Origin of the sequence: Candidatus Pseudomonas auctus (assembly GCF_048654275.1) — a bacterium.
In the GTDB taxonomy this organism is placed as follows: domain Bacteria; phylum Pseudomonadota; class Gammaproteobacteria; order Pseudomonadales; family Pseudomonadaceae; genus Aquipseudomonas; species Aquipseudomonas pharyngis.
Genome location: NZ_JBJYZK010000003.1, coordinates 487807 through 499220, shown reverse-complemented (window position 1 = coordinate 499220; position 11414 = coordinate 487807). Strand labels below are relative to the sequence as shown.

11 protein-coding genes are annotated in these 11414 nt (G+C 58.6%); 7 read left to right on the top strand and 4 right to left on the bottom strand.

Going from position 1 to position 11414, the window contains the following annotated elements:
- Positions 1–53: 53 nt before the first annotated feature.
- The gene (locus ACKUG4_RS08740; protein WP_445433815.1) at positions 54–1748 is read right to left on the bottom strand and encodes a lactate permease LctP family transporter; all 1695 of its coding nucleotides are present in this window, start codon (positions 1746–1748) and stop codon (positions 54–56) included.
- Between the two features lie 262 nt (positions 1749–2010).
- Here ACKUG4_RS08740 and ACKUG4_RS08735 point away from each other — a divergent pair, with 262 nt between their 5' ends.
- Entirely contained in the window at positions 2011–2778 is a 768-nt protein-coding gene (locus ACKUG4_RS08735; RefSeq protein ID WP_039769141.1) for an FCD domain-containing protein, read from the top strand.
- Between the two features lie 50 nt (positions 2779–2828).
- Here ACKUG4_RS08735 and smpB read toward each other — a convergent pair whose 3' ends face one another.
- The gene (gene smpB, locus ACKUG4_RS08730) at positions 2829–3311 is read right to left on the bottom strand and encodes an SsrA-binding protein SmpB (protein WP_007953781.1); all 483 of its coding nucleotides are present in this window, start codon (positions 3309–3311) and stop codon (positions 2829–2831) included.
- Positions 3312–3430: 119 nt separating this feature from the next.
- Between smpB and ACKUG4_RS08725 the strand changes: the two genes are divergently transcribed.
- The 3 genes from ACKUG4_RS08725 to ACKUG4_RS08715 are packed head-to-tail and all read left to right on the top strand — an operon-like array spanning position 3431 to position 5583.
- Positions 3431–4834 carry a sodium-dependent transporter gene (locus ACKUG4_RS08725; protein WP_039769144.1) on the top strand — a complete coding sequence of 468 codons (1404 nt, stop codon included), beginning with the start codon at positions 3431–3433 and terminating at the stop codon, positions 4832–4834.
- A gap of 7 nt (positions 4835–4841) precedes the next feature.
- Complete coding sequence (locus ACKUG4_RS08720; protein ID WP_003221509.1) at positions 4842–5276, top strand: type II toxin-antitoxin system RatA family toxin; 435 nt, start codon at positions 4842–4844, stop codon at positions 5274–5276.
- Entirely contained in the window at positions 5269–5583 is a 315-nt protein-coding gene (locus ACKUG4_RS08715; RefSeq protein WP_064593334.1) for an RnfH family protein, read from the top strand. Before ACKUG4_RS08720 ends, ACKUG4_RS08715 begins: the two co-directional genes overlap by 8 nt.
- 61 nt (positions 5584–5644) lie before the next feature.
- On the opposite strand, the gene ACKUG4_RS08710 is transcribed toward ACKUG4_RS08715, so the two are convergent.
- A complete protein-coding gene (locus ACKUG4_RS08710; protein ID WP_011332391.1) occupies positions 5645–6172 on the bottom strand; it encodes an outer membrane protein assembly factor BamE in 528 nt (175 codons plus the stop codon).
- 97 nt (positions 6173–6269) lie between these two features.
- Here ACKUG4_RS08710 and fur point away from each other — a divergent pair, with 97 nt between their 5' ends.
- Complete coding sequence (gene fur, locus ACKUG4_RS08705) at positions 6270–6674, top strand: ferric iron uptake transcriptional regulator (RefSeq protein WP_039769149.1); 405 nt, start codon at positions 6270–6272, stop codon at positions 6672–6674.
- A gap of 75 nt (positions 6675–6749) precedes the next feature.
- On the opposite strand, the gene recN is transcribed toward fur, so the two are convergent.
- Positions 6750–8423, bottom strand: coding sequence for a DNA repair protein RecN (gene recN / locus ACKUG4_RS08700; protein WP_085611296.1), 1674 nt, complete (start codon positions 8421–8423; stop codon positions 6750–6752).
- Positions 8424–8663: 240 nt separating this feature from the next.
- Here recN and grpE point away from each other — a divergent pair, with 240 nt between their 5' ends.
- Positions 8664–9233 carry a nucleotide exchange factor GrpE gene (grpE, locus tag ACKUG4_RS08695; protein WP_039769154.1) on the top strand — a complete coding sequence of 190 codons (570 nt, stop codon included), beginning with the start codon at positions 8664–8666 and terminating at the stop codon, positions 9231–9233.
- A gap of 102 nt (positions 9234–9335) precedes the next feature.
- Positions 9336–11249: a molecular chaperone DnaK gene (gene dnaK / locus ACKUG4_RS08690; protein ID WP_064593336.1), complete on the top strand. Its 1914-nt coding sequence runs from the start codon at positions 9336–9338 to the stop codon at positions 11247–11249.
- Positions 11250–11414 lie beyond the last annotated feature (165 nt).

The following is an 11414-nucleotide window of genomic DNA, read 5'->3' as shown; positions in this document are numbered from 1 at the left end:
GCTGACACCGGAATCACGAACCGGTGTCGGTTTTTTCCATGTTGCTTGTCGGCTTAATGCACCAGCATGCCGGTGAACCAGTAGGCCTGAGCCAAAGTGATCAGACCGACAATCGTTGCAAAGAATAGGCTGTGCTTGAGGGTGAAGCGGAACAGATCGGATTCCTTGCCCACCAGGCCGGTTGCTGCGCAGGCCACGGCGATCGATTGTGGCGAGATCATTTTGCCGGTCACGCCGCCGCTGGTATTGGCGGCCACCAGCAAGGTGTCGTTGACCCCGATCTGGTGTGCGGTGGTCGCTTGCAGTGAACTGAACAGGGCGTTGGACGAAGTATCGGAACCGGTGAGGAACACGCCAAGCCAGCCGAGGAACGGCGAGAAGAACGGAAATGCCGCGCCGGTTGCCGCCAACACCAGGGCCATGGTCGAGGACATGCCGGAATAGTTGGTGACGAAGGCAAACGCCAGCACCATGCCGATCGACAGTATCGGCCAGCGCAGTTCGTAGAAGGTCTCTTTCAAAGTGGTCAGACCAGTTTTGAAGTTGATCTTCAGCACCAGCATCGAGATCAGCGCGGAGAAGAAAATCGCCGTGCCGGTCGCGGAAATCGGATCGAGTTTGAACACGGCCGGGATCGCGGTGGGTGCGGCAACGATGGGTGCGGTCTTGATGACCAGTTGATCAAGGTGCGGAATCGCGAAGTTGAACACCCAGGCGTACATCGAACCGCCGGCAGCGAACATGGCTTTGAAAGGCTTGAGGGTCCAGATGGTCACCAGTACGGTGAGGATCAGGAACGGCGACCACGCCTTGAAAATTTCCCCGAGGCTGTAAGGCGAAGCGACGGTGGTGCGCTTCTGGCCGAAACCGCCGACGCTGGCGGAGACCACCGAAGCGGACACGGCGCCGGCAATGTGCTGGCCGGCGGCACGTTTCGGTTGCCAGACCTTCAGGAACAGGGTCAGCGAAATCAGACTGGCCAGGGCCGACGTGATGTCCGGCAGTTCCGGGCCGATGAAGTTCGACGTGAAGTATTGGGTGACGGCAAAGCTCAAGCCTGCGACCAGCGCCGCCGGCCAGGTTTCACGCACGCCGCGCAGGCCGTCCATCATGAACACCAGCCAGAACGGCACGAACAGCGACAGCAACGGCAGTTGGCGGCCAGTCATGGCGCCGATCTTGAACGCATCGATGCCGGTGACTTGCCCGGCCACGATGATCGGAATCCCCAGCGCGCCGAACGCTACCGGTGCGGTGTTGGCAATCAGGCACAGGCCGGCGGCGTACAGCGGGTTGAAACCCAGGCCAACCAGCAGCGCAGCGGTAATCGCCACCGGCGCGCCGAAACCGGCGGCGCCTTCCAGGAATGCACCGAAGCAGAAACCGATCAGCAGCACCTGCAGACGCTGGTCGTCAGTGATCGACAGCACCGAGCTGCGGATGACCTCGAACTGACCGCTCTTGACCGTCAGTTTGTACAGGAACACCGCTGCCACAATGATCCAGGCAATCGGCCACAGACCATAGGCGAAGCCATATCCGGCAGCGGCGAACGCCATGTCGACCGGCATCTGGAACGCAAAGATCGCCACGGCGATGGCCAGGGCGAGCGTGATGCTGCCGGCCACATGACCTTTGAGGCGGAACACCGCCAGGGCGAGGAAGAAGAAAACGATGGGGATGACGGCCGCGAGTGCGGACACGCCGAGACTGCCGAGCGGGCTGTAGAGCTGTTGCCAGGTTTGCATATGGGGTGGCCCCTAATTGTTGTTGGTCAGGCACTGTCAGCGTACTTGGTTAATTGGTAAGACCAATTTACAAGTGCTGTCGGCTAGGGTAAAAGCCTTGATGTCGGTGTGTCAATTTGCCGCCCTAAAACTTTTGTCGAACAACCGGACGGCGAGTCGGATTGCACCGGTTGAATTGGCGTCATCTGGCAGGTGTCGGCGCAGCGTCGATAGGCCAGAATAGAGAGCCCGGCGAGCGGTCGGGATGGTGGAGAGTTGAGTGATGGGGTTTGATCAGATACGTCAGCGCCGTTTGTCTGACGACATTGTCGAGCGACTGGAAGGGATGATTCTCGAGGGCACGCTGAAGTCCGGCGAGCGCCTGCCAGCCGAGCGGACACTGGCGGAACAGTTCGGCGTTTCCCGGCCCTCGTTGCGTGAAGCGATTCAGAAACTGGCAGCCAAGGGTTTGCTGGTCAGCAAGCAGGGCGGTGGCAATTATGTCGTGGAAAGTCTCGGTTCGACGTTCAGCGATCCGCTGCTGCAATTGCTGGAAAGCAATCCCGAGGCGCAGCGCGATCTGCTGGAATTTCGCCACACGCTGGAGGCATCGTGTGCCTATTACGCAGCATTGCGCGCCACGGATGTGGATCGTGAACGGCTGACGGCTGCGTTTGAAGAGTTACAGGACTGCTATTCGCGTCATGACGAAGTGAGCCGGGCGGAAGAGGGCGCGGCGGATGCGAAATTCCACCTGGCGATTGCCGAAGCCAGTCATAACGCGGTGTTGCTGCACACCATTCGCGGGCTGTTCGATCTGCTCAAGCGCAACGTGGTGACCAACATCGGTGGCATGTACAAGCAGCGCACGGAAACCCGCGACATGCTGATCACCCAGCATCGGGAGTTGTATCTGGCGATTATCGAGGGGCGCGCGGAACAGGCGCGTGAGGTGTCCAGCCGACACATTCTGTATGTGCAGGAAGTGCTGGAAGAAGTGCGGCAGGAAGTACAGCGCATGGCTCGCGCCGAGCGACGCAAAGGGATGTAAAAAAGACCGCTCCCGTGCCAGGCGCGGGAACGGTCATTCAGGCAGAAGAATCAGTCTTCCTTGCCCTTGTTGCGCACCGCACGCTGCAACTCGCGACCGGCGTCGCGTTCGCGTTCGGTATCACGCTTGTCGTATTCCTTCTTGCCCTTGCCCAGCGCGATCTCGCACTTGACCATGTGCTTGCTCCAGTACCAGGACAGGCACACGCAGGCGTAACCCTTCTGCTGCACGGCGGCGGCGAGCTTGTCCAGCTCGCGGCGGTTGAGCAGCAACTTGCGGGTACGCACCGGGTCGGCAATGACGTGGGTGCTGGCGGTCATCAGAGGCGTGATGTGGCTGCCGAGCAACCAGGCCTCGCCATCCTTGAGCAACACGTAACTGTCGACCAGTTGCAGCTTGCTTGCCCGCAGACTTTTTACTTCCCAGCCGGCCAGGACCAGACCAGCCTCGAACTTGTGCTCGATGAAGTAATCGTGTCGCGCCTTTTTGTTTTGCGCGATGGTCCCTGTTGGGTGTTTCTTCTGTTTAGCCATAGGGGCGGCATTATATGGAGATAAACGGCTGTCGGCTACGGTGATGCTGCGTGCTTGAGCAGGTTGAGTGAATCCCGGACAATGCGGCCTCTTTTTCTAACGCTTGGGCGTGATAAACGATGTCGACAGACAAGGTTTCTGTCCACGGCAGTTGGGCTAGCCGCTGGGTTTTCATATTCGCCGCGACCGGTTCGGCCGTGGGATTGGGCAGCATCTGGAAATTCCCCTACATGGTTGGGGTCTACGGTGGCGGCGCCTTCGTGCTGATGTTTCTGGCATGTATCGCGCTGATCGGCATCCCGGTAATGCTCGCCGAAACCCTGATCGGCCGCCGTGCCCGCCAGAGTCCGGCGAATGCCCTGAAGGTGCTGGCGCGGGAAGCCGGGCACTCGGGCAAGTGGTCGTGGGGCGCGTTCGCCGGGATGATCACGGCGCTGCTGATCCTGTCTTTCTACAGTGTGGTCGGCGGCTGGTCGCTGGATTACATCATTGATATGGGGCGCGGAGACTTCCAGGGCGCGACGGCTGATCAGGTCGGAGCCTACTTCGGTAATGTCATCGCCGACCCGTGGCGTATCACGCTGTGGCACACGGTTTTCATGCTGTTGTCGGCGGTGGTGATTGCCAAGGGTGTGGTCGCCGGGCTCGAGCGCAGCCTGCGGATCATGATGCCGCTGCTGTTCGTGATGGTGCTGGTGCTGCTGGGTTACAGCATGACCACCGGGCATTTCATGGAAGGCGTACATTTCATGTTCGACTTCCACCCGGAAAAAGTCCTCGACGGCTTGCTGCCGGCCATGGGCCACGCGTTCTTCTCCCTGAGCGTGGGCGTGGGCTCGATCATGATCTACGGCGCCTACATGACCAAGGAAGCCTCGCTGTCGGGCACGGTCGTCGGTGTGGCGCTGCTCGATACCTTTGTTTCGCTGGTGGCCGGTCTGGCCTTGTTTCCGATTGTGTTCGCCGGTGGTTTGAACCCGAGCGAAGGCCCGGGGCTGATGTTTGTCAGCCTGCCATTTGCTTTCGGTAACGTGCTGTTCGGCCAGTTGATGGGCGTGGTGTTCTTCGTTCTGGTGGCCATTGCGGCCTGGAGCTCGGCGATTTCCCTGCTGGAGCCAATGGTCGCCTATCTGGTCGAGCGGACTAAAATCAGCCGTGCCTGGGTGACATTCTGGTTGGCGTTCACCTGCTGGTTCGTTGGCCTGGGCACGGTGTTTTCCTTCAATATCTGGAAGGAAGCCAAATTTTTCGTGAACGATGGTGGGGTGTTCCATCTCTACCAGTGGGGTGCGGCCGGTGGCCTGGACTTCTTTGGCGTGATCGACTTCTTCACCTCGCGCATCATGTTGCCGCTCGGTGGGCTGTGCTTTGTGCTGTTTGCCGGTTGGGTGATGGGGCGTGAGGCGGTACGTGATGAATTGTCGATTCGCAGCCCGGCGCTGTTCGCCCTGTCTCTGTTTTTGATGCGCTATGTGGCGCCCATCGGCATTCTTGTAGTGTTTGCCGCCCAGCTCTGGAAGTGACGCTTACATGACGACACATATTCAACGATCGGCGCTGCTGCCTTATCCGGCGCAATTTCTCTACGACCTCGTCAATGACGTGGCACGTTACCCGGAATTTCTGCCGTGGTGCTCGTCTGCTGAAGTCCTGGAAAGCTCGCCTGAGCACATGCGCGCCAGTGTCGGCGTGGCCAAGGGCGGCCTCAGTCAGCACTTCGTGACACGCAATACGCTGGTGCCGGGGCAGTCGATCGAGATGAACCTGGAGGAGGGACCGTTCAATCAGCTGCACGGCGTCTGGGTATTCAAGGCGCTGAACGAGAAGGCCTGCAAGATCAGTCTGGATCTGTCCTTCGACTACGCCGGGCCGCTGGTCCGCGCGACGCTCGGTCCTTTGTTCAATCAGGCGGCCAATACGCTGGTGGACGCGTTCTGCCAGCGCGCCAAGCAGATGCATGGTTGAGCCGGTGATCGAAGTCGAAGTGGTGTATGCGGCGGTTGATCGTCAGGTTTTGCGTGTAATCAGTGTTGCTGAGGGTACGACGGTGCGTGCGGCGCTGATGGCGTCGGAGATTGATGCTGAATTTCCGGGGCTGGATCTGAGCAGTTGTCCCTTGGGGATTTTCGGCAAAGTGATCGCTGATCCGGATACTCGACAGGTTCAGGAAGGTGATCGCATCGAGATCTATCGACCACTGTTGGCTGATCCGAAAGAAGTGCGTCGTCTGCGTGCCGCCAAAGCCGCCGAGGCCAAGGCGCGAAACCAATAGGCTGGCAAAACGGCAGGCAATAAAAAACCCGGAATTTCCGGGTTTTTTATTGCGTCGCAAATTATTGCGGCGAGGTGTCCAGCGGTTCTGGCGTTGGAACCGGAACGGTTTCCACACCATCGACGTCCTTCTGGATCTGATCCAGCAAGGAGCCAGGCTTGGCCGGTTTTTCCGGTTTCGGCTGCTCGGTGTTCTCAGCAGGAGCGGTCACGCTGGTGCCACTGTCCTTGCCGAGAATGGCTTCGTCACGGCTGACGCCCGGCATGAAGTCACCGGACAGACTGACAAGGCGGTCATTCGAGTCGAAAATGACACTCATGCGTTCCTGCTGGCGTTCACCGCCACCAGGTTGCAGGCTGTACAGATAATCCCAGCGGTTGGCGTGGAACGTGTCGGCAAGCAGAGGGTTGCCCATGATAAACCGTACTTGCGGCCGGGTCATTCCCGGGCGTAACTGGTCTATCATGTCCTGCGTGACGACATTGCCCTGCTGGATGTCGATTTTGTAAACCCCGGGGAATGAACAACCGGCGAGTGCGAGCAGTCCCACAAAGGTGAAACTGGTTAGCAAGAGCTTGGTGTTTTGCATCGGTGGGCGACTTCCACTATCTTGGCTGGGACAACGTAAACGCCGATCATACCCGCATTAAGAGAAGCTGCGAAGCAGCATCGCGAGAAAGCTGACCATGGTTGAAAATAGCGAACTACGCAAAGCCGGCCTCAAAGTGACCCTGCCACGGGTCAAGATCCTGCAAATGCTCGACTCTACAGAGCAGCGTCACATGAGTGCCGAGGACGTCTACAAGGCGTTGATGGAAGCTGGCGAGGACGTCGGTCTGGCCACGGTCTACCGTGTTCTGACCCAGTTCGAAGCGGCTGGCCTCGTGGTCCGTCACAACTTCGACGGCGGCCACGCGGTATTCGAATTGGCCGACGGTGGCCACCACGACCATATGGTTAACGTGGAGTCGGGCGAAGTCATCGAATTCTTCGACGAAGAAATCGAAAAACTTCAGAAGGCGATCGTCGAGAAGCACGGTTACGAGATGGTTGATCACAATCTCGTACTGTACGTACGCAACAAAAAGTAAGCATGTCGCGCGAATTTCAGGTTCGCGAAACGAGCGAAGGCGACCCAAGGGTCGCCTTCGTGCTTTCTGGCGTGCTTAAACCTTTGCGGTGACGACCATCTTTTTCGCGTGCGCCAAAGACTCTTTGGTCAGATCGATGCCGCCAAGCATGCGTGCGACTTCTTCTATACGGTCATTCTTGCTCAGCTTCGAAACAGCCGTGTGAGTGGCCTGCTCGCCTCGCACCTTGTGCACGAACAGATGCTGATGCCCCTGAGCCGCGACTTGCGGCAAGTGCGTAACCGTCAGTACCTGTCCGCGATCTCCGAGGCGGCGCAACAGTTGACCGACGATTTCAGCCGTTGGACCGCCAATCCCCACGTCCACTTCGTCGAATACCAATGTCGGTACGCGAGAGGTCTGGGCGGTAATCACCTGGATGGCCAGGCTGATCCGTGACAGCTCACCGCCGGACGCCACTTTGGCCAAGGCTTTCAAGGGTTGGCCCGGGTTGGCACTCACCAGCAGCTCGACTTGTTCGAGGCCGTTGGGTTGCAGCTCGCTGCTGTTGTTGGCGCGCAATTCGATGGTGAAGCGACCGCCGGGCATGCCCAGGCGTTGAATCTCCTGTTCCACCGCGCTGGCCAGGCTGCCGGCTGCCTGATGACGCAGCTCGCTCAGTTCCTGAGCCTTTTCCTGATAGTGGCGGGCATAGGAAGCGAGCTCTTCGGCGAGGCGTTCGATGGATTCATCGTTGGCGTCGAGGGCTTCGATTTCGTCGAGCAGCTTCTGCTGCATCTCCGCCACTTCTGTCGGCTGAATGCGGTGTTTGCGTGCCAGCGTGTAGATGGAGTCCAGACGTTCTTCCAGATATTGCAGGCGCGCCGGATCGGCATCGAAGTTGTCCAGAAAACGATTGAGCTCGCCGACGGCCTCTTCGACCTGGATTTGCGCGCTGGTCAGCAGGCTGCTCGCCTCACCCAGCGCGCCGACCGAATTGTTCACGCTCGACAGTCGATTGAGGCTGGCCGTCAGGGCATTCAGCACGTTGCCGGAATCGCTTTCGCTGCATTGCTCGACCACTTGTCGGCAGATGCCGAGCAGGGTTTCTGCGTTGGTCAGGTTCTTGTGTTCCTGCTCCAGTTCTTCCAGCTCGTTTTCCCCGAGGCCGAGGTTTTCCAGTTCTTCGAGCTGGTAGCTGAGCAATTGATGGCGTGCACGCTGTTCGTCGCCGGAGTTGGACAGGCGTTCCAGCTCCTGACGGGTCTGGCGCCAGCGCTGGGCGGCCAGGTGAACCTGGCGTGCCAGATCGGTGGCCCCGGCGTATTCGTCGAGCAGGCGCCGGTGGGTGTCGGTCTTGAGCAGGGATTGGTGTTCGTGCTGGCTGTGGATATCGATCAGCAGTTCACCGAGTGCCTTGAGGTCACCGAGCGGGCAGGGCGTGCCATTTATATAGCCGCGTGAGCGACCTTCGGACGTGATGACCCGGCGCAGGATGCATGGACCGTCGGTTTCCAGGTCGCGTTCCGCCAGCCAGGCACTGGCCTCGGGGATATCCGCCAGATCGAAGGTCGCCAGGATATCGGCCTTGTCGGCGCCCGGTCGCACTACGCCGCTGTCGGCGCGATCACCGAGCGTCAGGCCCAGGGCGTCGAGCATGATCGATTTGCCGGCGCCGGTTTCCCCGGTAATCACGCTCATGCCGCGATCGAGTTCGAGATCGAGATGTTCAACGATGGCGTAGTTGTGTACGGACAGGTGCACCAGCATAAAGGCCGCTCCCAGGCTTTAGGTCTGGTTATTTATACAGTGTTTTGTTTCGGGCTGACAATGCCCTCGCTCAGCTCAATGGAGAAGATCCGATCAAATGCTTGTCGCGCGCAGGAATGCCAATGCAGCACTTTTTTGTAGGGTTAATCGTTGTCAGCCCTTGAAGCCTGATTTTGCGGCCCCATATACCCGGGCAGAAGCGCGAATCGAACTCGCGGACGATATTGAAAGGAGAATTCTATGGCTGACGAACAGACAGTAGATACGCAAAACCCAGAAGCCAATCAGGCGCCCGAGACTTCGGGTGATGACCTGGCGACCCGTGTACAAGTGCTCGAAGAGCAATTGGCCGCCGCGCAGGATCAATCGCTGCGCGTAGCTGCCGATCTGCAGAACGTCCGCCGCCGTGCCGAGCAGGATGTCGAAAAGGCGCACAAGTTTGCGCTGGAAAAATTCGCCGGCGACCTGCTGCCGATCGTCGACAGCCTGGAGCGCGGCCTCGAGCTGTCGAGCCCGGATGACGAAAGCATCCGTCCGATGCGCGAAGGCATCGAGCTGACCCTGAAAATGTTTCACGACACCCTCACGCGTTATCAGCTTGTAGCTGTCAGCCCGCAGGAAGGCGAACCGTTCAACGCCGTGGAACATCAGGCAATGGCCATGCAGGAAAGTGATGTCCTGGAGCCGAACAGCATTCTGAAGGTGTTCCAGAAGGGCTACCAGCTCAACGGTCGCCTGCTGCGTCCGGCGATGGTCGTGGTCAGCAAGGCGCCGGCGCCAGTTTCGCCTTCGATTGACGAGAAGGCTTGAAATTAGCCGCAAGGCCCCCATTTAGAAGTCAAGCGTTTAAGTATTACCGCAGTTAGCCACCACTGCTGCGGCAAAAAAATCCAAAGTTTCGGGAGAGTGAACATGGGCAAAATTATCGGTATCGACCTGGGGACTACCAACTCCTGCGTCTCCGTGCTGGAAAACGGCGTGGCCAAAGTTATTGAGAACGCCGAAGGCGCGCGTACAACGCCGTCGATCATCGCTTACGCCAATGATGGTGAAATTCTGGTAGGTCAGTCCGCCAAGCGTCAGGCTGTGACCAACCCGCACAACACGCTGTTCGCAGTGAAGCGCCTGATTGGCCGCCGCTTCGACGAAGAAGTTGTACAGAAAGACATCAAGCTGGTGCCTTACAAGATCGTCAAGGCCAACAACGGTGACGCCTGGGTCGAGGCTTCCGGCAAGCAGATGGCTCCGCCGCAAATCAGCGCCGAAGTCCTGAAAAAGATGAAGAAGACCGCCGAAGACTACCTCGGCGAAGCGGTCACCGAAGCGGTGATCACCGTTCCGGCCTACTTCAACGACAGTCAGCGTCAGGCGACTAAAGATGCTGGTCGCATCGCCGGTCTGGACGTAAAACGTATCATCAACGAACCAACCGCAGCCGCTCTGGCTTATGGCATGGACAAGGCCAAGGGCGATCACACCGTGATCGTTTACGACCTGGGTGGTGGTACTTTCGACGTTTCCGTGATCGAAATCGCTGAAGTTGACGGCGAGCACCAGTTCGAAGTGCTGGCCACCAACGGTGACACCTTCCTGGGTGGTGAAGACTTCGACATGCGCCTGATCGACTACCTCGTCGACGAGTTCAAAAAAGAGTCCGGCATGGACCTGAAGAACGATCCTCTGGCCTTGCAGCGTCTGAAAGAAGCCGCTGAGAAAGCCAAGATCGAGCTGTCTTCTTCGCAGTCGACCGACGTCAACCTGCCGTACATCACAGCAGACGCGACTGGTCCTAAGCACCTGAACGTGAAGATCTCTCGTGCCAAGCTCGAGTCGCTGGTCGAAGATCTGGTGAACCGTACCATCGAGCCATGCCGTATTGCTCTGAAGGACGCCGGTATCGACGTCAGCAAAATTGACGACGTCATTCTGGTTGGTGGTCAGACTCGTATGCCACTGGTGCAGAAGGCAGTTACCGATTTCTTCGGTAAAGAAGCACGTAAAGACGTGAACCCGGACGAAGCTGTTGCCATGGGTGCTGCGATCCAGGGCGCCGTTCTGGCCGGTGACGTGAAAGACGTTCTGCTGCTTGACGTCAGCCCGCTGACCCTGGGTATCGAAACCATGGGTGGCGTGATGACCGCGCTGATCGAGAAAAACACCACGATTCCTACCAAGAAATCGCAAGTGTTCTCGACGGCCGACGACAACCAGGGCGCCGTGACCATTCACGTCCTGCAAGGCGAGCGCAAGCAAGCCGCACAGAACAAGTCCCTGGGCAAGTTCGATCTGGCCGACATTCCACCAGCTCCACGTGGCGTTCCGCAGATCGAAGTGACCTTCGACATCGACGCCAACGGCATCCTGCACGTAGGTGCGAAGGACAAGGCAACCGGCAAAGAGCAGAAGATCACCATCAAGGCCAACTCTGGTCTGTCGGATGAAGAAATCCAGAAAATGGTGCGCGACGCCGAGCTGAACGCCGAGGAAGACCGCAAGTTCGAAGAGCTGGCCGCTGCCCGTAACCAGGGTGATGCACTGGTTCACTCGACTCGCAAGATGATCGCTGACGCTGGCGACAAAGTGACTGCAGAAGAGAAGACTGCAATCGAAGCGGCCGTGGTTGCCCTGGAAGCTGCCGTCAAAGGCGACGACAAGGCTGCCATCGACGCCAAGGTTGAAGAGCTGTCGAAAGTCTCTGCGCCGGTTGCTCAGAAGATGTACGCCGAACAGGCTCAGCCTGAAGGCGCGGCACCGCACGACGAGAAAGCTGAAAAGGCTGACGATGTTGTCGATGCCGAGTTCGAAGAAGTCAAAGACCACAAGTAAGTTGTTGGTCGCCCGGTTGACTGCCTTGCGGCGGTGACTGGTAGGATGTCGCCGCGCGGGAGCTTGCTCCCGCGTTGGCGTATCTGGAATACGCGAATTTTTACAGCATGCGACAACGGCGGATTGAGTGACTTGTTCGTTAGAGCAAGTTCAGATGACTGGGCT

What these genes read in the sequence shown, in the direction of transcription:
- ACKUG4_RS08720 (WP_003221509.1), top strand. Translation starts at nt 4,842, where the DNA reads ATGACGACACATATTCAACGATCGGCGCTGCTGCCTTATCCGGCGCAA.
- ACKUG4_RS08735 (WP_039769141.1), top strand. Translation starts at nt 2,011, where the DNA reads ATGGGGTTTGATCAGATACGTCAGCGCCGTTTGTCTGACGACATTGTC.
- grpE (WP_039769154.1), top strand. Translation starts at nt 8,664, where the DNA reads ATGGCTGACGAACAGACAGTAGATACGCAAAACCCAGAAGCCAATCAG.
- ACKUG4_RS08715 (WP_064593334.1), top strand. Translation starts at nt 5,269, where the DNA reads ATGGTTGAGCCGGTGATCGAAGTCGAAGTGGTGTATGCGGCGGTTGAT.
- recN (WP_085611296.1), bottom strand. Translation starts at nt 8,423, where the DNA reads ATGCTGGTGCACCTGTCCGTACACAACTACGCCATCGTTGAACATCTC.
- smpB (WP_007953781.1), bottom strand. Translation starts at nt 3,311, where the DNA reads ATGGCTAAACAGAAGAAACACCCAACAGGGACCATCGCGCAAAACAAA.
- dnaK (WP_064593336.1), top strand. Translation starts at nt 9,336, where the DNA reads ATGGGCAAAATTATCGGTATCGACCTGGGGACTACCAACTCCTGCGTC.
- ACKUG4_RS08725 (WP_039769144.1), top strand. Translation starts at nt 3,431, where the DNA reads ATGTCGACAGACAAGGTTTCTGTCCACGGCAGTTGGGCTAGCCGCTGG.
- ACKUG4_RS08710 (WP_011332391.1), bottom strand. Translation starts at nt 6,172, where the DNA reads ATGCAAAACACCAAGCTCTTGCTAACCAGTTTCACCTTTGTGGGACTG.
- ACKUG4_RS08740 (WP_445433815.1), bottom strand. Translation starts at nt 1,748, where the DNA reads ATGCAAACCTGGCAACAGCTCTACAGCCCGCTCGGCAGTCTCGGCGTG.
- fur (WP_039769149.1), top strand. Translation starts at nt 6,270, where the DNA reads ATGGTTGAAAATAGCGAACTACGCAAAGCCGGCCTCAAAGTGACCCTG.